This is a genomic window from Pseudomonas sp. H9, from assembly GCF_004353925.1.
Taxonomy (GTDB): domain Bacteria; phylum Pseudomonadota; class Gammaproteobacteria; order Pseudomonadales; family Pseudomonadaceae; genus Aquipseudomonas.
Genome location: NZ_SMOK01000002.1, coordinates 108,802 through 135,534 on the forward strand (window position 1 = coordinate 108,802; position 26,733 = coordinate 135,534).

The following is a 26,733-nucleotide window of genomic DNA, read 5'->3' on the forward strand; positions in this document are numbered from 1 at the left end:
CTGGGCGGGCTCAGCAATCAAAGGCGTTTTTCAGCCATTGGAGCGCTTGGCCCGAGTGGCCTCTGCCTTGCACGGCGATTACATCGAAACGGCAGGGGTAGTTGGCCCAGCGTGTTTCCTTGTGCAGAAAAGATTCGGCGGCGAGCACCAGTCTGTCCTGCTTGCGCCCGTCGATACTGCCGAGCGCACCGCCAAAGTTCGCATGCAACCGATAGCGAACTTCGACGAATACTACTGTATCGCTGTCGAGCATGACCAGATCAAGCTCGCCACCTTTGCACCGCCAGTTCTGCGCCAGCAGGCTCAAGCCTTGCCCTTGAAGGTATTCAAGGGCGTGCCGTTCGGCGGCCTGGCCTGTGTGTTGGCGTGAACTGTCAGGCATCAGCGCGGGGTGTCTGGCAGGCGGACGATCTGGCCACCAGAGAACTCTGCCCACGGCAGCTGGCGTTCGATGCGTTGGTTAGGGTTCATGCTCAGGCTGCCGGAGAAGCCTTCGATGCGGTTGTCCGGCAGCGCCTTGAGCTGACCCAGGCGCGGCGCCAGGCTGTAGGCGTCGATACCCATGGCATACAGGCGGCCGAGGCTACCGGCGGCTTGTGGCCACTGGCTCACGACCTGCTGGCGCAGGTTGTTGTTGGTGTCGAGCAGCCATGGCGTTTCGCAGAAGCGGATACCATTCATGTCGTTGTACTGGTTCACGTCACCACTGGCGCTGTACAGGTGAGAAGTGGCGTAAACCGGAACGTCACCGGCGTATTGGAAATTGAGGGTCGGCTTGATCTGCTGGCCTTGCTGAGGCGTGGCGGCCAGGAAGATGAAGTCGATGTCCTGGCGGCGCGACGGCTGTGCCGATACGTTGCCACCCACGGTGTCCTGCAGGCTCTTGGCGCGGCCTTCGCTTTGACGCAGCTGGAACAGGTCGGCGATCTGCTGAGCTAGAGCTACCGGCTGGTCAATGTGCTCGGCGGCGAGCAGGGTGCCGCCACGGGCCTCCCAGTCCTGGCGGAAAGCCTTGAGGACGCGATCACCCCATTCGCCACGTGGCACCAGGGCCACAGCGCGTACCATGCCGTCGGCATGGGCGCGACGCGATACTTCGCGGGCTTCGTCTTCGGCGGCCAGGCCGAACTGGAACAGTTGTGCCGGACCTTTCTGGCCAGCATCGCTGTAGTTCAGGGCCAGGGTGGTAATAGGCAGTTGTGGGCGTGCGGCCAGCTGCTTGACCAGGGGTTTTTCCAGCGGGCCAACGACCAACTGAGCACCTGCGGCCTGGGCCTGGCGATAGAAGTCGTCCAGGGAGGTCAGGCGCGAGCTGTCGAACACTTCAATGGCGGGAGGCTTTTGCCCGGCTTGCTGGGCCTGGAAGTGCGCGGCCATGAAGCCGTCACGCAGGGCGCGAGCCACACCGGCCAGTTGACCTTCCTGAGGCAGCAGCAGGGCGATCTTGGTCAGAGGCTGGCTGGCCATTTCCTTGAGCTTGACCAGTGGCAGGGGCAGTTGCAGTGCCGCTGGGTGCTCAGGGTGCTGGCTGCGCCAGGTCTCGATAGCAGCTTGTTGTTGCTCCAGGGTGCCGGCGCTTTTTACGGCCAGGGCCAGGCTGGCCCAGCCGGCCAGAGGTTCGGAGCCGGTGCTTGCGCTTTGCAGCTGATCGTTTGGCAAAGCGGCAACCAGGTTCCAGGTGGCATTTTGGTTGTCGCTGGCGGCGTTGCCAGTGAGCAGTGGCGCCAGGTCTACGCGAGCTTGAGCTGCGGCCAGCGTCTGGCCGTTGGCTTCCAGGACGATGGCCTGGATGCTGCGAGTGCGACGTTGCTGGGCGTCTGGCAGCTCACCCAGGCGTGCCAGGCTTGGATGGCTCAGGGCGGTCAGGGCGGCCTTGGGCTGGTTGCGGCTCATGGCCAGTTCGGCGCTCAGCGTGCTGGCGAAGATCTGTTGTGCTGGCTTGAGTTGATCAACCGGTACTTGCTCAAGGATGCGCGCGGCGCGCACGTTGTCTTTTTGCTGGTGAGCCAGGTCGGCTGCGCTCAGGCGCAACAGGGCGGCGTCTTCCGGGGTCTTGCTGGTGTTGGCCTGTTCAAGCAGTTGCTCGATGCTGGCGTCCGGGGTGCGCGGCAGTTCGCCGAGGCTCGACGAGGGCGAGCTGGCGCAGGCTGCCAACAGGGCGGCGAGGCAAAGGGCTGTGAACAGCCGCAGGCAAGCGATCATGTAAAGGTCCTGTTACTCGATCAAATTAACGGGCAATTGTACCCAAGCGCTGGCCGGGGTGCGATGTTGCTGGTGTTAATCCTTCAATATAGGTGCTGGAGCGCGGCCTGCAGGCTGTGCAGGTTACGCATTGTTGCCGTCAGTCGGGCTACAATGGCGCTTTGTTCAAACGACAGGTACGTGCTGTGACTGATGTTCCGGGGGCTTCCCATTCCACTGTTGGCACGCTTTACGTGGTGGCCACGCCTATCGGCAACCTGGACGACATGAGTGCGCGGGCGCTCAAAGTGCTCAGCGATGTGGCCTTGATTGCCGCTGAAGACACCCGTCATTCCATTCGTTTATTGCAACACTTCGGCATCAATACCCCCTTGGCTGCTTGCCATGAACACAACGAGCGCGACGAGGGCAGCCGCTTTCTGACGCGCCTGCTGGCGGGCGATAACGTAGCGTTGATTTCCGATGCCGGCACACCGTTGATCTCTGATCCGGGCTATCACCTGGTACGCCAGGCGCGTGCTGCAGGGGTTGCCGTGGTTCCGGTGCCGGGAGCTTGTGCCCTGATTGCGGCCTTGTCGGCGGCAGGGTTGCCATCGGACCGTTTCATCTTCGAAGGGTTCTTGCCGGCCAAGGCCGTTGGGCGCCGAGCGCGCCTGGATCAGGTCAAGGAAGAGCCTCGTACGCTGATTTTCTATGAGGCGCCGCACCGGATTCTCGAGTGCCTGCAAGACATGGAGGCGGTGTTTGGTGCCGAGCGCCCGGCGTTGCTGGCGCGCGAGCTGACCAAAACCTTCGAAACCCTTAAAGGGCTGCCACTGGGTGAGCTGCGCGCGTTCGTGGAAGCTGACAGCAATCAGCAGCGTGGTGAGTGCGTGGTGCTGGTGGCCGGTTGGACTGCGCCTGAAGATGAGCAGGCGGTCAGCAGCGAAGCAATGCGTGTGCTAGACCTGCTGTTGGCAGAGATGCCGCTCAAGCGGGCTGCGGCCTTGGCGGCGGAAATCACTGGCGTGCGCAAGAATGTGTTGTATCAGGTAGCCCTGGAAAAACAGAAAGACAAATAGTGGCTTTATACTACTATTGGTTTTATCGCTTGTTCTTAGGCGCCTGTGCCGTTAACCTTTGCGGCGGAGAGTCGATCGGACAGTCGCTGCCTTCTTTTGTTCCGCAAAAGAGGGGGGAGGAAAGTCCGGGCTCCATAGGGCAGAGTGCCAGGTAACACCTGGGGGGCGTGAGCCTACGGAAAGTGCCACAGAAAACAACCGCCTAAGCACTTCGGTGCCGGTAAGGGTGAAAAGGTGCGGTAAGAGCGCACCGCACGACTGGTAACAGTTCGTGGCTAGGTAAACCCCACTCGGAGCAAGACCAAATAGGGTTCCATATGGCGCGGCCCGCGTTGGAACCGGGTAGGTTGCTAAAGACGTCCAGTGATGGCCGTCGTAGAGGAATGACTGTCCTCGACAGAACCCGGCTTACAGATCGACTCTCCGCTTTTCCTTCCTCTGCCTGATTCGATGGCAGGTGTGCCTTCGTAATACCGAAAAAATCTTACTCTTAATAAATCACTTTAACTTCGGGCTCTATTTGTCTGAATGAGTTTGATTTTTTTTGTAAGAAATCTCCCAAGATCGTCCTTCCATCTTCCTACATTGAGCTAAATCTCCGATCTGTAAGGGATTTCCTTATAGGCGTGCCTTGACGGTGTGGTAGGCGGATTCCTATAGTGTGCGCAAGTGGCAGAAAGTGGCATGAAGTGGGTTTTCTGATCACAAAAAAGCTAACAAGTGGGGAATCGCAGCCGTGTTCCGCGGAGCCAACGCCATCAACCTCGACGCAAAGGGCCGTCTCGCAATGCCGAGCCGGTACCGTGACGAGCTCGATTCGCGTAGTTCCGGGCAGTTGATTGTGACCATCGACGCGGTTGACCCCTGCTTGTGTGTATACCCGCTCGATGAGTGGGAACTGATTGAAGCCAAGTTACGCGCGTTGCCGTCATTGCGTGAAGAGAACCGTCGCCTGCAGCGTCTGCTGATCGGCAATGCGGTGGATCTGGAGCTTGATGGCAGCGGGCGTTTCCTGGTGCCTCCGCGTTTGCGCGAATACGCCAAGCTCGACAAGAAGGCGATGTTGGTGGGGCAACTGAACAAATTTCAGCTGTGGGACGAAGATGCCTGGAACGCAGTTTCGGCAGCCGACCTTGCAGCTATTCAACAACCGGGCGCGATGCCTGACGAACTGCGTGATTTGATCCTGTGACTATAGATAGCGGCTTTAACCACATCACCGTACTGCTTGACGAAGCCGTCGAGGCTCTCGCCGTACGCGCCGATGGCTGCTATCTGGATGGCACCTTCGGGCGCGGCGGGCACAGCCGGTTGATTCTCAGCAAGCTCGGGCCGCAAGGGCGGCTGTTGGGTTTCGACAAAGATCCTCAAGCGATTGCCACCGGGCAAGCGCTGGCGGCCGAAGACGGCCGCTTTGTCATTGTGCAACGTAGTTTTGCCGAGCTGGGTTCGGAAGTGCTCGAGCGTGGTCTCCACGGTAAGGTCAGCGGCATCCTGCTTGACCTGGGCGTGTCGTCGCCACAGCTGGATGACCCCGAGCGCGGCTTCAGTTTCCTCAATGACGGCCCGCTGGACATGCGCATGGACCCAAGCCGCGGAGTGAGTGCCGCCGAGTTCATCGCTACAGCACCGGAAGAAGAAATCGCCCGGGTATTCAAAGAGTACGGCGAAGAGCGTTTTGCCAAGCGCATGGCTCGTGCTGTGGTATTGCGTCGTGAACAAACCCCGTTCACCCGCACCGCTGACCTGGCTGAAGTGCTCAAGGTCGCCAACCCTGCCTGGGAAAAGGGCAAGAACCCTGCGACCCGCGCGTTTCAGGGGCTGCGCATTCACGTCAATAACGAACTGGGCGACCTCGAAGCCGGGCTTGAAGCAGCACTCGATGCGCTGGAAGTCGGTGGCCGCCTGGTGGTTATCAGCTTCCATTCCCTGGAAGACCGTATCGTCAAACTGTTCATGCGCAAGCTGGTCAAGGGCGAGGCCGACAACCTGCCGCGTAACCTGCCGGTCCAGCACAAGCCGTTTGAGCCACGAATCAAAGTGCATGGCAAAGCGCAGTTCGCCTCCGAAGCGGAACTCAAGGCCAACCCACGTTCGCGCAGTGCTGTCATGCGCGTTGCCGAGAAGCTGCGGTGAGCCGCCTGTTCGCCAAGCCTTTGCCAGGCGGAAGCTTCCTGATGCTTCTGCTGTTCATTGCCGTGCTTGTTTCATCGGTGGCGGTGTCGTACAGCGCGCATTGGAACCGTCAGTTGCTCAATACCCTGTACGGCGAACTCAGCGAGCGTGACAAGGCACAGGCTGAATGGGGTCGGCTGATCCTTGAACAAAGCACCTGGACCGCACACAGCCGTATCGAGAACCTGGCCAGCGACCAACTGAAAATGCGCATCCCGGCCGCTGACGAAGTGCGGATGGTGGCGCCATGATGAAGCTCGAGGGTGCACTCTATCCGTGGCGGTTCCGCGTGGTCATCGCCTTGCTGGCACTGATGGTCGGTGCGATTGCCTGGCGAATCATTGACCTGCAGGTGGTTGACCGTGACTTCCTCAAAGGCCAGGGCGATGCTCGTAGCCTGCGTCATATTCCGATTCCGGCGCACCGTGGGCTAATCACTGACCGTAACGGTGAACCGCTGGCGGTCAGTACCCCGGTGACCACTTTGTGGGCCAACCCCAAAGAGATGCAGGCGTCCAAAGAGCGCTGGCCAGCGTTGGCCGCTGCGCTCAAACAAGACCCGCAGCAATTGTCCCAGCGCCTGGAGCAGCAGGCCAATAAAGAATTTATCTATCTGGTCCGTGGTCTGACCCCGGAGCAGGGGCAGGTGGTACTCGATCTCAAGGTTCCTGGTGTCTATGGCATCGAGGAATTTCGTCGTTTCTACCCGGCCGGCGATGTTGCCGCGCACATGGTCGGCTTCACCGACCTAGATGACCACGGCCGTGAAGGGGTGGAGCTGGCCTACGACGAGTGGCTGGCCGGCGTGCCCGGCAAGCGGCAAGTGATCAAGGACCGGCGTGGCCGGCTGATCAAAGACATTCAGGTAACCAAAAACGCCAAGGCCGGAAAGACCTTGGCGTTGTCCATCGATCTGCGCCTGCAATACCTGGCAACCCGCGAGCTGCGCAATGCCATTGCCGAGCAGGAAGCCAAGGCTGGCAGCCTGGTGATCCTCGATGTGAAAACCGGTGAAGTGCTGGCGATGGTCAACCAGCCGACCTACAACCCCAACAACCGTCGTAGCATGTTCCCGGCGGCCATGCGTAACCGCGCGATCATCGACGTGTTCGAGCCTGGTTCCACGGTCAAACCGTTGTCCATGAGTGCCGCCCTGCAAAGCGGACGCTGGAAACCGACCGACAAAGTCGAGGTTTACCCCGGCACCCTGCAACTGGGGCGTTACACCATTCGTGACGTGTCCAAGAGCGAGGGCCCGATCCTCGACCTGACCGGCATTCTGATCAACTCCAGTAACGTGGGTATGAGCAAGATCGCCTTCGATATCGGCGGTGAGTCGATTTATCGCGTGATGTCCCAGTTGGGGCTTGGCCAGTACACCGGCCTGGGCTTCCCGGGTGAGCGGGTGGGTAACCTGCCGAACCATCGCGAGTGGCGTAAGGCTGAAACCGCGACGCTGTCGTACGGTTATGGCGTATCTGTGACTGCGTTGCAGCTGGTGCACGCCTATGCTGCGCTGGCCAACGACGGCAAGATGGTGCCGCTGAGCATTCTCAAGGTCGATAAAACACCAGAGTCCACTCAGGTTGTGCCGGTAGAAGTGGCCAAGACCATTCAGGGTATGGTGCAGCAAGTGATCGAAGCGCCGCGGGGTGTATTCCGTGCCCAGGTGCCGTTCTATCACGTCGGTGGCAAGAGTGGTACGGCGCGTAAGGCGACCGTCGGCTCCAAAGGCTACACCGAGAATTCCTACCGTTCGCTGTTCGCCGGTTTCGGGCCGATGAGCGACCCGCGTTATGCCGTGGTGGTGGTGATTGATGAGCCGAGCAAAGGGGGCTACTTCGGTGGCCTGGTTTCGGCACCTGTATTTAGCAAGGTCATGTCTGGCACGTTGCGCCTGATGAACATTCCGCCGGATAACCTGCCGCCGGCGACTCCACAGCAGCAAGCCGATGCTGCGCCCGCCAAAGGAGGGCGCGGTTGATGACGATGCCATTGAGTAAACTTTTCGCCCAGGCCAGCCGTGATCCGCTGATCCGCGAGTTGACGCTGGACAGCCGCAAAGTCCGCCCGGGTGATTTGTTCCTGGCGGTGCCGGGTGCGCTGGTAGACGGTCGCGACCACATTGCCGATGCGCTCAAGCGCGGTGCGGCTGCGGTCGCCTATGAGGCACAAGGTGCCACTGTGCTGCCGATCACCGAAGCACCGTTGATTCCGGTCAAGGGCCTGATCGCCCAGCTGTCGGACATTGCCGGGCGCTTTTATGGCGAGCCGAGCCGTCAGCTTGATCTGGTCGGTGTGACTGGCACCAACGGCAAAACCAGCGTCACCCAATTGGTGGCCCAGGCCCTGGACAAACTCGGCCAGCGCTGCGGCCTGATCGGCACCCTGGGTACCGGTTTTTACGGCGAGCTGCAAAGTGGCCGTCTGACCACACCAGACCCGATTGCGGTGCAGGCGACGCTGAATGATTTGAAGAAGGCGGGTGCCAAAGCGGTTGCTATGGAGGTCTCTTCCCACGCCCTGGATCAGGGGCGGGTGGCCGCACTGGAATTCGATATCGCGGTGATGACTAACCTGTCGCGCGATCACCTCGACTACCACGGCAGCATGCAGGCCTACGAAGATGCCAAGGCGCGATTGTTCGCCTGGCCGAACCTGCGGTGCCGCGTGGTTAACCTGGATGACGACTTTGGTCGTCGCCTGGCCAGCGAGCACGCCGAATCGCGCCTGATCAGCTACAGCCTTAACGACAGCAGTGCCTCGCTGTACTGCCGCGAAGCGCATTTTGATGACGATGGCGTGCGTGCCGTGATTGTCACCGCCCAAGGTGAGCGTACTTTGCGCAGCCGCCTGCTTGGTCGTTTCAACCTGAGCAACATGCTGGCGGCTGTCGGTACTCTGCTGGCGCTGGACTATGCGCTGGATGAAATTCTCAAGGTAACGCCGTTGCTTGAGGGGCCGGTTGGTCGTATGCAGCGCCTCGGTGGTGGTAGCAAGCCGCTGGTGGTTGTCGATTATGCCCATACCCCGGATGCCCTGGAGCAAGTGCTGCAAGCGCTGCGCCCGCACGCCAAGGGTCAGTTGCTGTGCCTGTTCGGTTGCGGTGGTGATCGCGATCGCGGCAAGCGTCCGTTGATGGCCGAAGTGGCCGAACGCCTGGCTGACCGGGTGCTGGTCACCGATGACAACCCGCGTACTGAAGACCCGCAACAGATTTTTGCCGACATTCGCCCTGGCTTTGCCAGTGCTGATGCGGTGCAGTTCGTCGCCGGGCGTGGCGCGGCGATTGCTCAGCTGATTGCCAGCGCAGGCGTTGATGATGTGATCGTTCTGGCCGGTAAAGGCCATGAGGATTATCAGGAAATCAACGGCCAGCGCCACGATTTCTCCGACCTTGTCGAAGCCGAAAAAGCCCTTGCTGTCTGGGAGGCTCCCCATGCTTAAGCCCTTGACGCTCAGCCAGTTGACCGCGCCGTTGCAGGGCCGCCTGCTGGGTGGCGATGCACAATTCAACGGCGTTAGCATCGACAGCCGTGCCATTGTTGCCGGGCAACTGTTTGTTGCGCTGGCCGGCCCGCGTTTTGACGGTCACGATTACCTGAATGATGTTCAGGCCAAAGGCGCCGTTGCCGCGCTGGTGGAGCGCGAAGTGCCAGGCAGTAGCCTGCCGCAACTGCTGGTTGCCGATTGCCGGCTGGCCCTGGGCCAGTTGGGTGCGCTCAACCGCGCTGCGTTCGACAAACCCGTCGCTGCCATCACCGGTTCCAGCGGCAAGACCACGGTGAAGGAAATGCTCGCCAGCATTCTGCACACCCGTGGCCCGGTTCTGGCGACCCGCGGCAACCTGAACAACGACCTCGGTGCCCCCCTGACATTGCTTGAAATCGCTGCCGAACATACGGCGGCAGTCATCGAGCTGGGCGCTTCGCGCATCGGTGAAATTGCCTACACCGTTGGCCTGACCAAGCCGCAGGTAGCGTTGCTTAACAACGCAGGGACCGCGCACGTCGGCGAGTTCGGCGGGCCAGAAAAAATTGTCGAAGCCAAAGGCGAAATCATCGAAGGCCTGAATCAGGATGGCGTTGCCGTATTGAACCTGGATGACAAAGCCTTTGGCATCTGGAAACAACGCGCCGGCAATCGCCGTGTGCTGACCTTTGCGCTGAACAACCCGAGCGCTGATTTGCACGCCAGCAATATTGCTCAGGATCAGCGCGGTTGCCCGGCGTTCGATCTGCACAGCCCAATGGGTGTAGCGCGGGTGCAACTGAACCTGCTTGGCACCCATAACGTTGCCAACGCCCTGGCCGCAGCTGCTGCAGCGCATGCCTTTGGTCTGACGCTGGACGGTATCGTCGAGGGCTTGAATAACGTGCAACCGGTCAAGGGCCGCACTGTGGTGCAGATGGCTGCCAACGGTGTGCGGGTGATCGACGACACATACAACGCAAACCCCACCTCCATGTGCGCTGCCGTTGATATACTCGCCGGCTTTTCCGGGCGCACCGTTCTGGTGCTCGGGGATATCGGCGAACTGGGCCAGTGGGCTGAGGAAGGGCATCGGCAGGTAGGCGAGTACGCCAAAGACAAGGTATCGGCACTCTACGCAGTGGGGCAGAACATGGCTCACGCGGTAGCGGCGTTCGGTGCCAATGCCCGACATTTCGCTAATCAAGCTGACCTGATCGACGCCGTTCGCGCCGAACAGGCCACCAACACCACTATTTTGATCAAAGGTTCGCGCAGCGCTGCGATGGAGAACGTCGTAGCGGCTTTGTGTGGTCCCAGCGGGGAGAAACATTAATGCTGCTGCTGTTGGCTGAGTATCTGCAACAGTTTTACAAGGGCTTCGCGGTCTTCCAGTACCTGTCCCTGCGCGGGATTCTTGGTGTGCTGACCGCGTTGTCGCTGGCCCTGTGGTTGGGCCCCTGGATGATCCGTACCTTGCAGATTCGCCAGATCGGCCAAGCGGTTCGTAATGACGGCCCGCAATCGCACTTGTCCAAATCCGGCACTCCGACCATGGGTGGTGCCCTGATTCTTTCGGCTATCGGTATCAGCACCTTGCTGTGGGCCGACCTGACCAACCGTTACGTTTGGGTGGTGCTGATCGTTACTTTACTGTTCGGCGCGATCGGCTGGGTTGATGACTACCGCAAAGTCATCGAGAAAAACTCGCGTGGCCTGCCAAGCCGCTGGAAGTATTTCTGGCAATCGGTGTTCGGCCTGGGCGCGGCGATTTTCCTTTACATGACAGCACCGAGCAGCGTTGAAACCACGCTGATCGTTCCGATGCTCAAGGATGTCACCATCCCGCTGGGCATTGGCTTTGTAGTGCTGACCTATTTCGTGATTGTCGGCTCAAGCAACGCGGTCAACCTGACTGACGGTCTGGACGGCCTGGCGATCATGCCAACGGTTATGGTCGGCGGTGCCCTGGGTATCTTCTGCTACCTCTCGGGTAACGTGAAGTTCGCCGAATACTTGCTGATTCCTTACGTGCCGGGTGCCGGTGAGCTGATTGTCTTCTGCGGCGCGTTGATTGGTGCCGGTTTGGGCTTTCTGTGGTTCAACACCTATCCGGCCCAGGTGTTCATGGGCGATGTCGGTGCGCTGGCACTGGGCGCAGCGCTGGGCACTATCGCGGTCATCGTTCGTCAGGAAATCGTCCTGTTCATCATGGGCGGCGTGTTCGTCATGGAGACCTTGTCGGTGGTGATCCAGGTCGCTTCGTTCAAGCTGACCGGCAAGCGGGTGTTCCGTATGGCCCCGATCCACCACCATTTTGAACTCAAGGGTTGGCCCGAGCCTCGGGTGATCGTCCGCTTCTGGATTATCACCGTGATTCTGGTGCTGATCGGCCTTGCCACCCTGAAACTGAGGTAGAAACGCGTGTCACTGATCGCTTCTGACCACTTCCGCATCGTTGTCGGCCTCGGCAAGAGCGGCATGTCCCTGGTTCGCTTCCTGGCGAACCGGGGCATTGCCTTTGCGGTCGTCGACACCCGTGAACAACCGCCGGAGCTGGAAACCCTGCGTCGCGATTACCCGCAGGTAGAAGTGCGCTGTGGAGAACTGGACGTCGAGTTTCTGTGCCGCGCCGACGAGTTGTACGTCAGCCCCGGCCTGGCCCTGGCCACCCCTGCCTTGCAGCAAGCGGCGGCCCGTGGCGTGAAATTGTCCGGCGATATCGAACTGTTCGCGCGCAATGCCAAGGCGCCGGTCATCGCCATCAGCGGCTCTAACGCCAAGAGCACCGTGACCACGCTGGTCGGTGAAATGGCTGCAGCGGCGGGTAAGCGTGTCGCCGTGGGCGGCAACCTCGGTACGCCGGCGTTGGACTTGCTCAGCGATGACGTCGAGTTGTACGTGTTGGAGTTGTCGAGTTTCCAGCTGGAAACCACCGATCAACTCAACGCCGAAGTCGCCACTGTGCTCAACGTCAGTGAAGACCACATGGACCGCTACAGCGGTCTGCCGGCTTATCACCTGGCCAAGCACCGGATCTTCCGTGGCGCGCGGCAAGTGGTGGTCAACCGTCAGGATGCCCTGACTCGCCCGCTGCTGGCAGAAGGTCAGCCGTGCTGGACCTTTGGTTTGAACACCCCTGATTTCAAAGCCTTCGGCTTGCGCGAAGAAAACGGCGAGAAGTACCTGGCGTTCGAATTCCAGAATCTGATGCCGGTGCGCGAGTTGAAGATCCGCGGCGCGCACAACCAGTCCAATGCCCTGGCAGCACTGGCCTTGGGGCACGCTGTAGGTTTGCCGTTTGACGCCATGCTGGCCAGTTTGCGCAACTTTTCCGGCCTTGCCCATCGCTGCCAGTGGCTGCGTGAGCGCGACGGCGTGAACTGGTACGACGACTCCAAAGCTACCAACGTTGGTGCTGCGCTGGCGGCAATCGAAGGTCTGGGGACCGATATCGACGGCAAGTTGGTACTGGTTGCCGGCGGTGACGGTAAAGGTGCTGATTTCAGCGCGCTGCGTGCGCCGGTTGCGGCGTACTGCCGTGCCGTCGTGTTGCTGGGTCGTGATGCCGAGCTGCTGGCTCAGGCCTTGGGCGATGACGTGCCACTGATTCGGGTCAAAACCCTGGATGAAGCGGTAGAGCGTTCCGCTGCCTTGGCCCAGCCTGGTGATGCTGTGCTGCTGTCGCCGGCCTGCGCCAGCCTCGACATGTTCAAGAACTTCGAAGAGCGTGGGCGCTTGTTCGCCCAGGCCGTAGGAGGGCTGGCATGATCTTCGGCATCATCAAGCCTTATCCTTCGCCGCTGATCAGCGGTCGCGGTATCGACCTCGATTTCGCCATGCTCGCCGGCTGCCTGGCGCTGCTTGGTCTTGGCCTGGTGATGATCACTTCGGCGTCCTCGGAAGTGGCCGCCGCACAATCGGGTAACCCGCTGTACCACATGTTCCGCCACCTGGTGTATGTGGCCATTGGTGTGGTCGCCTGTGTCGTCACCATGATGGTACCGATCGCCACCTGGCAGAAGATGGGCTTTGCCATGCTGGTGTGCGCCTTTGGCCTGCTGGTGCTGGTACTGGTACCCGGCATCGGTCGCGAAGTAAACGGTTCGATGCGCTGGATCGGCTTTAGCTTCTTCAACGTCCAGCCTTCGGAAATCGCCAAGGTGTTCGTGGTGATTTACCTCGCCGGTTACCTGGTGCGTCGCCAGACCGAAGTGCGGGAAAGCTGGATGGGCTTCTTCAAGCCGTTCATCGTGTTGTTGCCGATGGCCGGTCTGCTGCTGATGGAGCCGGACTTCGGTGCCACCGTCGTCATGATGGGCGCTGCGGCCGCGATGCTGTTCCTCGGCGGGGTGGGTTTGTTCCGCTTCAGTTTGATGGTAGTGCTGGCGGTGGCTGCGGTGTTCGTTCTGGTGCAGGCCCAGCCGTACCGGATGGCACGTTTGATCACCTTCACCGACCCATGGTCCGACCAGTTTGGTTCGGGTTACCAGCTGACTCAGGCATTGATTGCATTCGGTCGTGGCGAATGGTTCGGCGTCGGCCTTGGCAATAGCGTGCAGAAGCAGTTCTACCTGCCTGAAGCGCACACTGACTTTGTGTTCTCGGTACTGGCCGAAGAGCTGGGTGTGGTCGGCTCGCTGGTGACCGTGGCGCTGTTCGTATTCGTCACCGTGCGTGCCTTGTACATCGGTTTGTGGGCTGAAAAAGCCAAACAGTACTTTGCTGCCTATACGGCCTTTGGCCTGGCCTTCCTGTGGATCGGTCAGTTCCTGATCAACATCGGCGTGAACGTCGGCTTGCTGCCGACCAAAGGCTTGACCCTGCCGTTCCTCAGTTACGGCGGTAGTTCGCTGGTGATCTGCTGCGCCTGTGTCGGGCTGTTATTGCGGATCGAGTGGGAGAGTCGCACTCACCTGGGCAGCGAAGAGCACGAGTTCAAAGAGAGCGATTTTGCCGAGGAGCCGCATCATGGCCGCTGACGGCAAGAATGTATTGATCATGGCAGGCGGAACCGGGGGCCACGTGTTCCCGGCACTCGCCTGCGCCCGTGAGTTCCAGGCACGTGGTTACACCGTGCACTGGCTGGGCACCCCGCGTGGCATCGAGAACGAACTGGTGCCGCAGGCGGGCCTGCAACTGCATTTGATTCAGGTCACCGGCCTGCGCGGCAAGGGCAAACTGTCGTTGCTCAAGGCGCCGTTCACCCTGGTTAAAGCGGTGCTGCAGGCGCGACGCATCATTCGCCAACTCAAACCGGTCTGTGTGATCGGTTTTGGTGGTTACGTGACTGGCCCTGGCGGTGTGGCTGCCCGGTTGTGTGGTGTGCCAGTGGTGGTGCACGAACAGAATGCCCGTGCCGGTACCGCCAATCGGCTGCTGGTGCCGTTGGCTGGCCGAGTCTGCGAAGCTTTCCCCGGCACATTTGCTGCGTCGGACAAATTGCGCACTACCGGAAACCCGGTGCGCAGTGAGCTGTTTATGGACATGCCACGCGAACCCTTGGGCGCGCGTCGGCCACGTTTGTTGGTGCTGGGCGGAAGCCTGGGCGCCGAACCGCTGAACAAACTGCTGCCCCAGGCTTTGGCCCAGGTACCTGTGGACATCCGTCCTGAGGTTTTCCACCAGGCTGGCAAGCAGCACGACCAGATTACCGCCGAGCGTTATCGCGAAGCAGGAGTCGAGGCTCAGGTAGAGCCGTTCATTAAAGACATGGCCAAGGCCTACGCCTGGGCCGATCTGGTGGTCTGTCGCGCAGGTGCGCTGACCGTGAGTGAACTGGCTGCGGCCGGCTTGCCTTCGATGCTGGTGCCTTTGCCCCACGCCATTGACGATCACCAGACCCACAACGCCCATTATCTGGCCCGCGAAGGCGCTGCCTTCCTGATGCCACAAGCGACAACTGGCGCAGCGCAACTCGCTGAACGCCTGAACGAGGTGCTGATGCAACCGGAAAAACTCTCCACCATGGCGGCCACTGCCCGTCGCCTGGCTAAACCTGCAGCAACCCGCACCGTGGTCGATATCTGCCTGGAGGTGGCTCATGGTTGAACGCCAGAAAGCCATGCCTCAGCCGGAAATGCGCCGTATCCGCCGTATTCACTTCGTCGGTATCGGCGGCGTGGGTATGTGCGGGATTGCCGAAGTCCTGTTGAACCTGGGTTATCAGGTCTCGGGCTCTGACCTCAAGACTTCGTCGGTCACTGAACGTCTGGAGTCCTTTGGCGCACAAATTTTCATCGGCCACCGTGCCGAGAACGCCGCCAGCGCTGATGTGCTGGTGGTGTCCAGCGCCATCAATCCGGCCAACCCGGAAGTGGCTACCGCCCTAGAACGCCGTATTCCGGTGGTTCCGCGCGCAGAAATGCTGGCTGAGCTGATGCGCTACCGCCACGGCATCGCCGTCGCCGGTACCCACGGCAAAACCACCACCACCAGCCTGTTGGCCTCGGTATTTGCCGCAGGCGGCCTGGATCCGACCTTCGTGATTGGTGGCCGCCTGAATGCAGCTGGCACCAATGCACAGCTGGGCACCAGCCGCTACCTGATCGCCGAAGCCGACGAAAGTGACGCCAGTTTCCTGCACCTGCAGCCGCTGGTGGCCGTGGTCACCAACATCGATGCCGATCACATGGCCACCTACGAAGGTGACTTCAACAAGTTGAAGAAAACCTTTGTCGAGTTCCTGCACAACCTGCCGTTCTATGGCCTGGCGGTCATGTGCCTGGACGACCCGGTGGTGCGTGAGATTCTGCCGCAGGTCAAGCGCCCGGCAGTGACTTACGGTTTCAGCGAAGAATCCGACGTGCGTGCCATCAATGTGCGTCAGTCGGGCATGCAGACCCACTTCACTGTGCTGCGTCGCGACCGCGAGCCGCTGGATGTCTCGGTCAACATGCCGGGCAACCACAACGTCCTCAACGCGCTGGCGACCATCGCCATTGCCACCGACGAAGGCATCAGCGACGAAGCCATCGTTAAAGGTCTCTCGGGGTTCCAGGGAGTAGGGCGACGCTTCCAGGTTTACGGCGAGCTGCCGGTAGACGGCGGCAGCGTAATGCTGGTCGACGACTATGGCCACCATCCGACCGAAGTGGCTGCAGTGATCAAGGCCGTGCGCGGTGGCTGGCCGGAGCGCCGCCTGGTGATGGTTTACCAGCCACACCGTTACAGCCGTACCCGTGACCTGTACGACGACTTCGTCCAGGTGCTGGCCGACGCCAACGTGCTGTTGTTGATGGAAGTCTACCCGGCCGGTGAAGAACCGATCCCAGGTGCCGATAGCCGTCAGCTGTGCCACAGCATTCGTCAGCGTGGTCAGCTCGACCCGATCTACATCGAGCGCGGCATTGAGCTGGCGCCGTTGGTCAAGCCGCTGCTGCGCGCTGGCGACATTCTGCTGTGTCAGGGCGCTGGTGATATCGGTGGCCTGGCCCCGCAACTACTCAAGAGTCCGTTGTTCGCTGGTGCCGTTGCCAGTCAGGGGAAGTCGAAATGACTGATAACCAATACACCAAGCTGCATTCGACCATTGCCGTGAAAGACTTCGGCCGTGTTGCCGTGCTCTACGGCGGTAAAAGTGCCGAACGTGAAGTGTCGCTGAAATCCGGCGCGGCGGTCATCGAAGCGCTGACCAGTGCCGGTGTCGACGTGGTGGCGATTGATGTCGGCGACGACCTGCTTGACCGCCTGCAAAGCGAAAAGATCGACCGCGCCTTCATCATTCTTCATGGCCGTGGCGGTGAAGACGGCAGCATGCAGGGCCTGCTCGAATGCCTGGGCATTCCGTATACCGGCAGCGGCATTCTGGCCTCGGCCCTGGCCATGGATAAACTGCGCACCAAGCAGGTTTGGCAGAGCCTGGGTATTCCGACCCCGCGTCACGCCGTGCTGGCCAGCGAAGCTGACTGTATTTCTGCGGGTGCGGAACTGGGCTTCCCTTTGATCGTCAAACCGGCCCATGAAGGTTCCAGTATCGGTATGGCGAAAGTGACCAGCGTCGATGAATTGATCGCCGCCTGGAAAGACGCCGCCACCTACGATTCGCAAGTGTTGGTCGAACAATGGATTCATGGTCCGGAGTTCACCGTCGCGACCCTGCGTGGTCAGGTATTGCCACCGATTGCGCTGGGCACGCCGCACACGTTCTACGACTACGACGCCAAGTACCTGGCTTCCGATACCCAGTACCGGATCCCGTGCGGCTTGAGCGCGGAGAAAGAACAGGAACTGATCGACCTGACCGCCCGTGCGTGCGATGCCGTTGGCATTGCCGGTTGGGGGCGTCTGGACGTCATGCAGGATGAGCAGGGGCGTTTCTGGCTGCTCGAAGTCAATACCGCACCAGGCATGACGGATCACAGCCTGGTCCCTATGGCGGCGCGTGCAGCCGGTCTGGACTTCCAGCAGTTGGTGCTGGCAATCCTGGCGGCCAGCGTCGAGGCGCGAGGTTAAGCCCATGCAAGGCGCGATGTTACGTCATCAGCAACCCGCCACCGGCCGTAACAAGCCGGTGCCGCGTGGTGCCAGCCGAATGGTGGCCAAGGAGCCATTGTCGGCGCGCCTGCCCAAGGCCAATTTCAGCGTTTTCAAGCGTCTGCTCTGGCCGGTGCTGTTGGTCGCGGCAGGTTTTGGTGCCTACGAAGGTGCGCAACGCCTGATGCCGTATGCCGACCGGCCGATAACCAAGATCGCGGTGCAGGGCGATCTCAGCTACATCAGCCAGCAAGCGGTGCAGCAGCGTATTGCCCCCTATGTGGCGGCCAGCTTCTTCACCGTCGACCTGGCCAGCATGCGCGCTGAGCTGGAACAGATGCCCTGGATCGCGCACGCCGAAGTTCGGCGGGTGTGGCCGGATGAAGTAGTGATCCGCCTGGAAGAACAGTTGCCAGTGGCGCGCTGGGGCGAAGAAGCCTTGCTCAATAACCAGGGCCAGGCTTTCACCCCGCGCGAGCTGGCCAACTATGAGCACCTGCCGCAGCTGTTCGGGCCGCAGCGGGCGCAGCAACAAGTGATGCAGCAATATCAGGTACTGAGCCAGATGTTGCGGCCGATGGGCTTTTCGATTGCCCGCCTGGAAGTGCGTGAACGCGGCAGCTGGTTCCTGACCACTGGCGCCGGTAGCGCCGGGCCGGGCATCGAGCTGCTGTTGGGGCGCGACCATCTGGTGGAAAAAATGCGCCGTTTCATTGCCATTTACGACAAGACACTTAAAGAACAGATCACGAACATCGCCCGCATCGATCTGCGTTATGCCAATGGCCTGGCCGTTGGCTGGCGGGAACCGATTGCACCGACGACGGCCCAACCCGCCGTTGCGAAGAATTAGAGAGAGGCAGGACCATGGCAAATGCGCATAGCGGCAAAATGATCGTCGGGCTCGATATCGGCACCTCCAAGGTAGTGGCGCTGGTAGGCGAAGTCGCGGCCGACGGTACCCTGGAAATCGTCGGTATCGGCACCCACCCTTCGCGCGGGTTGAAGAAGGGTGTCGTGGTCAATATCGAATCGACCGTGCAGTCGATCCAGCGGGCGGTAGAAGAAGCCCAGCTGATGGCCGGTTGCCGGATTCACTCGGCGTTCGTGGGTGTGGCCGGCAATCACATTCGCAGCCTGAACTCTCACGGAATTGTTGCAATTCGCGACCGTGAAGTCAGTTCGGCAGACCTTGAGCGCGTCCTCGACGCCGCCCAGGCGGTTGCCATTCCGGCCGACCAGCGCGTTCTGCACACCCTGCCGCAGGACTATGTGATCGACAACCAGGAAGGCGTGCGCGAGCCGCTGGGCATGTCCGGTGTGCGTCTGGAAGCCAAGGTTCACGTGGTCACCTGCGCCGTCAATGCCGCCCAGAACATTGAGAAATGTGTACGCCGTTGTGGCCTGGAAATCGACGACATCATCCTTGAGCAACTGGCTTCGGCCTATTCGGTGCTCACCGATGACGAGAAAGAACTGGGCGTGTGCCTGGTGGACATCGGTGGCGGCACCACTGACATCGCCATCTTCACCGAAGGCGCGATCCGTCACACCGCTGTGATCCCGATTGCCGGCGATCAGGTGACCAACGACATCGCCATGGCCCTGCGCACCCCGACCCAGTACGCCGAAGAAATCAAGATCCGTTACGCCTGCGCCCTGGCCAAGCTGGCCGGTGCCGGTGAAACCATCAAGGTGCCAAGTGTCGGTGATCGTCCGCCACGCGAACTGTCGCGTCAGGCCCTGGCAGAAGTGGTTGAGCCGCGCTACGACGAGCTGTTCACCCTGATTCAGGCCGAACTGCGCCGCAGCGGCTACGAAGACCTGGTGCCTGCGGGCATCGTCTTGACCGGTGGCACCGCGAAGATGGAAGGCGCGGTAGAACTGGCCGAAGAGATTTTCCACATGCCGGTACGCCTGGGCGTGCCGCATAGCGTTCGGGGTCTGAGTGACGTCGTGCGCAACCCGATTTATTCCACCGGTGTGGGCCTGCTGACCTACGGCTTGCAGAAGCAGTCCGACGGCGTGTCCCTGACCGGTACCAGCAGCAACAACTATGGCGATGAACCCAAGGCACCGGCGTTCGAGCGTTTCACACGCTGGGTCAAAGGCAACTTTTAAAGTTTCAAAGCAGTAGTAGTAGGCGCGAAAACTAGAGAACTGTAAGGAGAGGGAAAATGTTCGAGCTCGTAGACAACGTCCCGCAAAGTCCGGTCATTAAAGTGATCGGCGTCGGTGGCGGCGGTGGCAACGCCGTCAATCACATGGTCAAGAGCAACATCGAAGGCGTTGAGTTCATCTGCGCCAACACCGATGCTCAGGCGCTGAAAAACATCGGCGCACGTACCATTTTGCAACTGGGCACCGGCGTGACCAAGGGACTGGGTGCTGGCGCCAATCCGGAAGTGGGCCGTCAGGCCGCTCTGGAAGACCGTGAGCGCATTGCCGAAGTGCTGCAGGGCACCAACATGGTGTTCATTACTACGGGCATGGGCGGTGGTACCGGTACCGGTGCTGCGCCGATCATCGCCGAAGTGGCCAAGGAACTGGGTATTCTCACCGTTGCGGTGGTCACCCGTCCGTTCCCGTTCGAAGGCCGCAAGCGCATGCAGATCGCCGATGAAGGCATCCGTGCACTGGCAGACAGCGTCGACTCGCTGATCACCATCCCGAACGAGAAGCTGCTGACTATCCTCGGCAAAGACGCAAGCCTGCTGTCTGCTTTCGCCAAGGCTGACGATGTACTGGCTGGTGCCGTTCGCGGTATTTCCGACATCATCAAGCGTCCGGGCATGATCAACGTCGACTTCGCCGACGTACGTACCGTGATGAGCGAGATGGGCATGGCGATGATGGGCACTGGCTGCGCCAGCGGTCCGAACCGTGCACGTGAAGCCACTGAAGCGGCAATCCGCAACCCGCTGCTCGAAGACGTCAACCTGCAGGGCGCGCGCGGTATTCTGGTCAACATCACCGCCGGTCCTGACCTGTCGCTGGGTGAGTACTCGGACGTGGGTAGCATCATCGAAGCCTTCGCTTCCGATCACGCCATGGTCAAGGTCGGTACCGTTATCGATCCGGACATGCGTGACGAGCTGCACGTGACCGTGGTTGCCACTGGTCTGGGCGCAAAAATCGAGAAACCGGTAAAAGTCATCGACAACACCATGCAAACCGCTGCGATGCAGACTGCCGCCCCGGCACCTGTTCGTCAGGAGCAATCGTCGGTGAACTACCGTGATCTGGAGCGTCCGACCGTCATGCGCAATCAGGCGCACGCCGGTGCAGCCGCTGCTGCCAAGCTCAATCCGCAAGACGATCTGGACTATCTGGACATCCCAGCTTTCCTGCGTCGTCAGGCCGATTGATGAAATTTATCAGGGGTATAAGGGTGATTGGTGTTCAGCAAAGGCCGGGTCTGGTATTATCCTCAGCCTTTGTTGATACCAGTTCGCAATTTGCGCTGAAGCGGCCAAGCCATGATTAAACAACGCACCCTGAAGAATATTATCCGTGCCACAGGTGTCGGCCTGCACTCCGGGGAAAAGGTTTACCTGACCCTCAAACCTGCACCTGTGGATACCGGCATCGTATTTCGCCGTGCCGACCTCGACCCCGTGGTGGAAATTCCTGCCCGCGCGGCAAATGTCGGCGAGACCACCATGTCCACGACACTGGTCAATGGCGATACCAAGGTAGACACGGTTGAGCACTTGCTCTCGGCCATGGCTGGCCTGGGCATCGATAACGCCTACGTCGAGCTCTCCGCGTCCGAAGTGCCGATCATGGACGGTAGCGCAGGACCTTTCGTATTCCTGATTCAATCTGCCGGCCTGGAAGAACAGGACGCAGCCAAGAAATTCATCCGCATCCTGCGCGAAGTGACAGTGGAAGACGGCGACAAGCGCGCCACTTTCCTGCCGTTCGACGGATTCAAGGTGAGTTTCGAGATCGATTTCGATCACCCGGTGTTCCGCAACCGGACTCAAAGTGCCAGCGTGGACTTTTCCAGCACCTCGTTCGTGAAGGAAGTCAGCCGCGCCCGGACCTTCGGGTTCATGAGCGATATCGAGTACCTGCGCAAGCACAACCTCGCGCTCGGCGGCAGCGTGGAAAACGCCATCGTGGTCGACACGGACGGTGTGCTCAATGAAGACGGCCTTCGTTACGAAGACGAATTCGTCAAGCACAAGATCCTCGACGCCATCGGCGACCTCTACCTGCTGGGCAACAGCCTGATCGGCGAGTTCAAGGGCTTCAAGTCCGGACACGCGCTGAACAACCAGCTGCTGCGCAAGCTGATCGAGGAAACAGATGCCTGGGAAGTGGTGACTTTCGAAGATGCCAGTACGGCACCGATCTCTTACATGCGCCCTGTTGCGGCAGTGTAAGTTCGAACACTCTCTCTAGTGATTAAGGCCACCTTCGGGTGGCCTTTTTTATAGCGCTTGTAGGAGCGGGCTTGCCCCGCGACTGCGGTGTGCCAGGCGGAATGCAATCGCGGGGCAAGCCCGCTCCTACCGGTTACTTTTTGTTGCGGGTATTGCTGGCCAGGCGCTCCAGGGCTGCGCGCAGGTTTGGGTCGCTGATACCTTCGGCTGTCGCCTGAATGCTCTCGACGGCCTGGCTGGACAGGTCAACCGTGTGCCCGGCGGCGCGGCTTTGGGTGACGGGTGGTTGCACTTTGAAGAGAATGCGCGTCAGGCCGGCAAATGCATCAAGGCTCTCTAGCTGGCGCTGCAGACGTTTTTGCTGGTAGCGCAGACGAGTCGCCCAGTGGCCATCGGTGACGACCAGCAGCAGCACGCCTTCGCGCCAGGAGGCAATATGGCAATGCTCACGAGCCGCAGGTTGCAGTTGGCTGTCCAGCAGCTTTTGCAGGTGCGCCAGGCGTTGAGCCTGATTGAACAGGGCTTTGAGTGGGCGGGCTTCACGCAGCAGGACTGCGGGCGCTCGGGCCGGCAAGGGGCGAGTAGCCATGAAAGGACACCTGAAGTTACAGTCCCGGCATCTTATCAGATACCCCGACAGACGCCTTGTTCGGGTGCCTGGTGAAAAACTTCATGTTGCGAATGGGTTGAAGTTGTGAAAAAAGCCCTTATTGTTTAAAAGCCCCGTCAAAGCGCTGTGCCAGCATCGTGGAAATCCGCCACTTTCCTCACCGTCGTTTCCGGGTAGAATGCTCGTTCGCATGCGGCCATAAGGGCTGCACGGGCGACTCACGGGGCCGCCCTCCATCCCTATGTGTGGAAGATCCTGCCGATATGTTTGCGCCTTTGTTAAAAAAACTTTTTGGAAGCAAGAACGAGCGTGAGGTGAAACGCCTGCTCAAGGCGGTGCAGTCCGTCAATGCCTTCGAAGAGAAGATGGTGGCCCTCTCGGACGAACAGCTGCGTGGTAAAACCGCAGAGTTCAAAGAGCGCCTGGCCAAAGGCGAGACCCTCGACCAGTTGCTGCCGGAGGCCTTCGCCGTCGCGCGCGAGGCCGGCAAGCGGGTCATGGGCATGCGCCACTTCGATGTTCAGTTGATCGGCGGCATGGCCTTGCACGAAGGCACTATCGCAGAAATGCGCACCGGTGAAGGCAAGACCTTGGTAGCAACCCTGGGCGTGTACCTCAACGCACTGTCCGGCAAGGGCGTGCACGTGGTCACGGTCAACGACTACCTGGCCCGCCGCGACGCCAACTGGATGCGCCCGCTGTATGAATTCCTCGGTCTGACCGTCGGCGTCGTTACGCCGTTCCAGCCGCCGGAAGAAAAGCGCGCAGCCTATGCCGCCGACATCACCTACGGCACCAACAACGAATTCGGTTTCGACTACCTGCGCGACAACATGGCGTTCAGCATGGAAGAGAAATTCCAGCGTGAGCTGAATTTCGCCGTGATCGACGAAGTCGACTCCATCCTGATTGACGAAGCGCGGACCCCTCTGATCATTTCCGGTCAGGCCGAAGACAGCTCCAAGCTGTACATCGAGATCAACAAACTGATCCCGCGCCTGAAGCAGCACATCGAAGAAGTCGAAGGCCAGGTGACCCAGGAAGGCCACTACAGCATCGATGAGAAAAGCCGTCAGGTCGAACTCAACGAAGCCGGCCACCAGTACATCGAAGAGATGCTCACCCAGGTTGGCCTGCTGGCTGAAGGCGAGAGTCTCTACTCTGCACATAACCTGGGCCTGCTGACCCACGTGTATGCCGGCCTGCGCGCGCACAAGCTGTTCCATCGCAATGTCGAGTACATCGTTCAGGACGGTCAGATTCTGCTGATCGACGAGCACACCGGCCGTACCATGCCGGGTCGCCGCCTGTCCGAAGGCCTGCACCAGGCAATCGAAGCGAAGGAAAACCTGAATATCCAGGCCGAAAGCCAGACCCTGGCGTCGACCACCTTCCAGAACTACTTCCGTCTGTACAACAAGCTGTCCGGCATGACCGGTACCGCAGACACCGAAGCCTTCGAGTTCGCCCAGATCTATAACCTCAACGTTATGGTCATTCCACCGAACAAGCCACTGGCACGTAAGGACTTCAACGACCTGGTCTACCTGACCGCTGACGAGAAGTACGCAGCGATCATTGCCGACATCAAGGAAAGCATGGCTCAGGGCCGCCCGGTGCTGGTCGGTACGGCCACCATCGAAACTTCCGAGCACATGTCCAACCTGCTCAAGAAGGAAGGCATCGATCACAAGGTACTGAACGCCAAGTACCACGAGAAAGAAGCCGAGATCATTGCCCAGGCCGGTCGTCCGGGGGCGCTGACCATCGCGACCAACATGGCCGGTCGTGGTACCGACATCCTCCTGGGCGGTAACTGGGAAGTGGAAGTCGCGGCCATGGACAACCCGACCCCTGAGCAGATCGCGCAAATCAAGGCCGACTGGCAGAAGCGTCACCAGCAGGTGATCGAGTCGGGTGGTCTGCATGTGATTGCATCCGAGCGCCACGAATCCCGCCGTATCGACAACCAGCTGCGTGGTCGTGCCGGCCGTCAGGGTGACCCGGGCTCCAGCCGTTTCTACCTGTCGCTGGAAGATAGCCTGATGCGTATCTTCGCCTCTGACCGGGTGAAGAACTTCATGAAGGCCCTGGGCATGCAGTCCGGTGAAGCCATCGAGCACCGTATGGTCACCAACGCCATCGAAAAAGCGCAGCGCAAGGTCGAAGGTCGTAACTTCGACATCCGTAAGCAGCTGCTCGAATTCGACGACGTGGCCAACGAGCAACGTAAAGTCATCTACCACATGCGTAACAGCCTGCTGGCCGCTGACAACATCGGTGACACTATCGCTGAGTTCCGTCAGGAAGTGCTCGACGCCACCGTCGCCCAGCACATCCCACCGCAATCGCTGCCAGAGCAGTGGGACGTGGTAGGCCTGGAAGCAGCTCTGGCCAGCGACTTCGGGGTCAAGCTGCCGATCCAGCAATGGCTCGACGAAGACGATCACCTGTACGAAGAAACCCTGCGCGAAAAACTCATGGCCGAGTTGCTGGCGGCCTACAACGAGAAAGAAGAGCAGGCCAGTGCCGAAGCGCTGCGTACCTTCGAGAAGCAGATTCTGCTGCGCGTTCTGGACGACTTGTGGAAAGACCACCTGTCGACCATGGACCACCTGCGTCACGGTATCCACCTGCGTGGCTACGCCCAGAAGAACCCGAAGCAGGAGTACAAGCGCGAGTCGTTCGCCCTGTTCCAGGAACTGCTCGACTCGATCAAACGCGACACTATCCGAGTGCTCTCGCACGTTCAGGTGCGTCGCGAAGATCCAGCCGAAGAAGAAGCCCGCCTGCGTCGCGAAGCCGAGGAGCTGGCTGCCCGCATGCAGTTCCAGCACGCTGCAGCACCAGGCCTGGAGCAGAACCAGGAGCAAGAGGAGGGCGCTGAAGTCGCCGTCGCCGCCGCTCCGGTACGCAATGACCTGAAGTTGGGCCGTAACGAACTGTGCTGGTGTGGTTCGGGCAAGAAGTTCAAGCACTGCCACGGCCAGATCAACTAACGTCGTCTTCCCGGCCGTTCACTGATACACGAACATCACGCCGCGACCGGTCCTGTACCGTCGCGGCGTTGTTCCATCTCAAGTACCGGCTTATTCGAACCGGTGCATTTTTTCTAGGAGCGCTTTCATGGCTGTTGGTCTTGGTCCTTTGCCAACGTTGCACCCGGTTCCAGGTTTTGAACTCGGCATCGCCTCTGCGGGTATCAAGCGCCCGGGGCGCAAGGATGTTGTGGTCATGCGCTGCGCCGAAGGTTCCAGTGTGGCTGGCGTATTCACCCTCAATGCCTTTTGCGCAGCGCCGGTGATTCTCGCCAAGCAGCGCGTGCAAGGTACTGTGCGCTACCTGCTGACCAACACCGGTAATGCCAACGCCGGCACCGGTGCGCCGGGCCTGGCTGCGGCTGAGCGCACCTGTGCCAAGCTGGCTGAACTGACTGGCGTCGATGCCAGCGCCGTACTGCCATTCTCCACGGGTGTCATCGGTGAGCCGCTGCCAGTCGAGAAAATCGAAGGTGCCCTGCAGGCTGCCCTGGATGACCTGTCGGAGAACAACTGGGCTGCTGCCGCTACCGGCATCATGACCACCGACACCCTGCCCAAGGGTGCCAGCCGCCAGTTCCAACATGACGGCGTAACCATCACTGTTACCGGCATCAGCAAAGGCGCGGGGATGATCCGCCCGAACATGGCTACCATGCTCGGCTACATCGCCACCGACGCCAAAGTTGCCCCGCAGGTGCTCAAGGACCTGATCCTCGATGGCGCCAACAAGTCGTTCAACCGCATCACCATCGATGGCGATACCTCGACCAACGATTGCTGCATGCTGATCGCCACCGGCAAGGCTGATGTCGCCGAAGTGACCGAGGCTCGTGGCCCACTGTTCGAAGCACTGAAAAAAGCAGTGTTCGAAGTGTGCATGGAAGTGGCCCAGGCCATCGTCCGTGACGGCGAAGGTGCAACCAAGTTCGTGACTGTCGAAGTCAACGGTGGTGGCAACCATCAGGAGTGCCTGGACGTCGGTTATGCAGTGGCTCACTCGCCACTGATCAAAACCGCTTTGTTTGCCTCCGACCCGAACTGGGGCCGTATCCTGGCTGCTGTCGGCCGTGCCGGTGTGCCTGAGTTGGACGTCAGCCTGATCGACGTTTATCTGGGCGATGTGTGCATTGCCAGCAAAGGCGGGCGCAGTGCTACCTACACTGAAGCTCAGGGTGCAGAGGTGATGGCCAAAGAGGAAATCACCATCCGTATCGAGCTGGGGCGTGGCCAGTGCAGCGAAACGATCTGGACCACCGACCTGTCTCATGAGTACGTGAAGATCAACGCTGAATACCGTACTTGATTTG

The 26,733-nt window shown here is 60.3% G+C and carries 22 protein-coding genes and 1 other RNA gene; 20 read left to right on the plus strand and 3 right to left on the minus strand.

Translation table 11 applies throughout. From position 1 onward, the window contains the following. Positions 1 to 10 precede the first annotated feature (10 nt). Complete coding sequence (locus E1573_RS00500; RefSeq protein ID WP_133209535.1) at positions 11 to 382, minus strand: YraN family protein; 372 nt, start codon at positions 380 to 382, stop codon at positions 11 to 13. Further along, positions 382 to 2,202, minus strand: coding sequence for a penicillin-binding protein activator (locus E1573_RS00505; protein ID WP_133209537.1), 1,821 nt, complete (start codon positions 2,200 to 2,202; stop codon positions 382 to 384). Before E1573_RS00505 ends, E1573_RS00500 begins: the two co-directional genes overlap by 1 nt. Before the next feature lie 185 nt (positions 2,203 to 2,387). Between E1573_RS00505 and rsmI the strand changes: the two genes are divergently transcribed. The 18 genes from rsmI (at position 2,388) to lpxC (ending at position 21,775) form a co-directional block, all read left to right on the plus strand. Then, entirely contained in the window at positions 2,388 to 3,263 is an 876-nt protein-coding gene (gene rsmI / locus E1573_RS00510) for a 16S rRNA (cytidine(1402)-2'-O)-methyltransferase (protein ID WP_133209539.1), read from the plus strand. A 67-nt stretch (positions 3,264 to 3,330) separates the two neighbouring features. Next, positions 3,331 to 3,690, plus strand: an RNA gene (rnpB, locus tag E1573_RS00515) — RNase P RNA component class A. A gap of 309 nt (positions 3,691 to 3,999) precedes the next feature. After that, positions 4,000 to 4,455 (plus strand): division/cell wall cluster transcriptional repressor MraZ, encoded by a 456-nt coding sequence (gene mraZ / locus E1573_RS00520; RefSeq protein ID WP_010220775.1) that lies wholly within the window; start codon positions 4,000 to 4,002, stop codon positions 4,453 to 4,455. Further along, a complete protein-coding gene (gene rsmH, locus E1573_RS00525) occupies positions 4,452 to 5,399 on the plus strand; it encodes a 16S rRNA (cytosine(1402)-N(4))-methyltransferase RsmH (protein WP_165957274.1) in 948 nt (315 codons plus the stop codon). Before mraZ ends, rsmH begins: the two co-directional genes overlap by 4 nt. Beyond that, a complete protein-coding gene (ftsL, locus tag E1573_RS00530) occupies positions 5,396 to 5,689 on the plus strand; it encodes a cell division protein FtsL (RefSeq protein ID WP_133209541.1) in 294 nt (97 codons plus the stop codon). Before rsmH ends, ftsL begins: the two co-directional genes overlap by 4 nt. Further along, positions 5,689 to 7,422 (plus strand): penicillin-binding protein 2, encoded by a 1,734-nt coding sequence (locus tag E1573_RS00535; RefSeq protein ID WP_165957275.1) that lies wholly within the window; start codon positions 5,689 to 5,691, stop codon positions 7,420 to 7,422. Before ftsL ends, E1573_RS00535 begins: the two co-directional genes overlap by 1 nt. Then, positions 7,422 to 8,885, plus strand: a complete 1,464-nt coding sequence (locus tag E1573_RS00540; RefSeq protein WP_133209545.1) for a UDP-N-acetylmuramoyl-L-alanyl-D-glutamate--2,6-diaminopimelate ligase — start codon at positions 7,422 to 7,424, stop codon at positions 8,883 to 8,885. The genes E1573_RS00535 and E1573_RS00540 overlap by 1 nt, the downstream gene beginning before the upstream one ends. After that, entirely contained in the window at positions 8,878 to 10,245 is a 1,368-nt protein-coding gene (gene murF / locus E1573_RS00545; RefSeq protein ID WP_133209547.1) for a UDP-N-acetylmuramoyl-tripeptide--D-alanyl-D-alanine ligase, read from the plus strand. The genes E1573_RS00540 and murF overlap by 8 nt, the downstream gene beginning before the upstream one ends. Beyond that, positions 10,245 to 11,327, plus strand: a complete 1,083-nt coding sequence (gene mraY, locus E1573_RS00550; RefSeq protein WP_107025105.1) for a phospho-N-acetylmuramoyl-pentapeptide-transferase — start codon at positions 10,245 to 10,247, stop codon at positions 11,325 to 11,327. Before murF ends, mraY begins: the two co-directional genes overlap by 1 nt. Before the next feature lie 6 nt (positions 11,328 to 11,333). Then, a complete protein-coding gene (gene murD / locus E1573_RS00555) occupies positions 11,334 to 12,680 on the plus strand; it encodes a UDP-N-acetylmuramoyl-L-alanine--D-glutamate ligase (RefSeq protein ID WP_133209549.1) in 1,347 nt (448 codons plus the stop codon). Further along, positions 12,677 to 13,891: a putative lipid II flippase FtsW gene (gene ftsW, locus E1573_RS00560; RefSeq protein ID WP_133209551.1), complete on the plus strand. Its 1,215-nt coding sequence runs from the start codon at positions 12,677 to 12,679 to the stop codon at positions 13,889 to 13,891. Before murD ends, ftsW begins: the two co-directional genes overlap by 4 nt. Then, the gene (gene murG / locus E1573_RS00565) at positions 13,881 to 14,960 is read left to right on the plus strand and encodes an undecaprenyldiphospho-muramoylpentapeptide beta-N-acetylglucosaminyltransferase (RefSeq protein ID WP_133209553.1); all 1,080 of its coding nucleotides are present in this window, start codon (positions 13,881 to 13,883) and stop codon (positions 14,958 to 14,960) included. Before ftsW ends, murG begins: the two co-directional genes overlap by 11 nt. Further along, positions 14,953 to 16,407, plus strand: coding sequence for a UDP-N-acetylmuramate--L-alanine ligase (gene murC / locus E1573_RS00570; RefSeq protein WP_133209555.1), 1,455 nt, complete (start codon positions 14,953 to 14,955; stop codon positions 16,405 to 16,407). The genes murG and murC overlap by 8 nt, the downstream gene beginning before the upstream one ends. Next, complete coding sequence (locus E1573_RS00575; RefSeq protein WP_133209557.1) at positions 16,404 to 17,363, plus strand: D-alanine--D-alanine ligase; 960 nt, start codon at positions 16,404 to 16,406, stop codon at positions 17,361 to 17,363. The genes murC and E1573_RS00575 overlap by 4 nt, the downstream gene beginning before the upstream one ends. Positions 17,364 to 17,367: 4 nt before the next feature. Further along, positions 17,368 to 18,237, plus strand: coding sequence for a cell division protein FtsQ/DivIB (locus E1573_RS00580; RefSeq protein WP_133209559.1), 870 nt, complete (start codon positions 17,368 to 17,370; stop codon positions 18,235 to 18,237). 14 nt (positions 18,238 to 18,251) lie between these two features. Further along, complete coding sequence (gene ftsA, locus E1573_RS00585) at positions 18,252 to 19,505, plus strand: cell division protein FtsA (protein WP_133209561.1); 1,254 nt, start codon at positions 18,252 to 18,254, stop codon at positions 19,503 to 19,505. 56 nt (positions 19,506 to 19,561) lie between these two features. Then, a complete protein-coding gene (gene ftsZ / locus E1573_RS00590; protein ID WP_045183523.1) occupies positions 19,562 to 20,752 on the plus strand; it encodes a cell division protein FtsZ in 1,191 nt (396 codons plus the stop codon). A gap of 111 nt (positions 20,753 to 20,863) precedes the next feature. Beyond that, on the plus strand, positions 20,864 to 21,775 hold the full coding sequence (gene lpxC / locus E1573_RS00595; RefSeq protein ID WP_133209563.1) for a UDP-3-O-acyl-N-acetylglucosamine deacetylase: 912 nt from the start codon (positions 20,864 to 20,866) through the stop codon (positions 21,773 to 21,775). 133 nt (positions 21,776 to 21,908) lie between these two features. Here the strand turns inward: lpxC and E1573_RS00600 are convergent, their stop codons facing one another. Next, positions 21,909 to 22,364, minus strand: coding sequence for a DUF721 domain-containing protein (locus E1573_RS00600; RefSeq protein WP_133209565.1), 456 nt, complete (start codon positions 22,362 to 22,364; stop codon positions 21,909 to 21,911). Between the two features lie 284 nt (positions 22,365 to 22,648). Here E1573_RS00600 and secA point away from each other — a divergent pair, with 284 nt between their 5' ends. Both secA and argJ read left to right on the plus strand, forming a co-directional pair. Next, positions 22,649 to 25,384 carry a preprotein translocase subunit SecA gene (gene secA, locus E1573_RS00605; protein ID WP_133209567.1) on the plus strand — a complete coding sequence of 912 codons (2,736 nt, stop codon included), beginning with the start codon at positions 22,649 to 22,651 and terminating at the stop codon, positions 25,382 to 25,384. A gap of 127 nt (positions 25,385 to 25,511) precedes the next feature. Next, entirely contained in the window at positions 25,512 to 26,729 is a 1,218-nt protein-coding gene (gene argJ, locus E1573_RS00610; protein ID WP_133209569.1) for a bifunctional glutamate N-acetyltransferase/amino-acid acetyltransferase ArgJ, read from the plus strand. Positions 26,730 to 26,733: the final 4 nt, after the last annotated feature.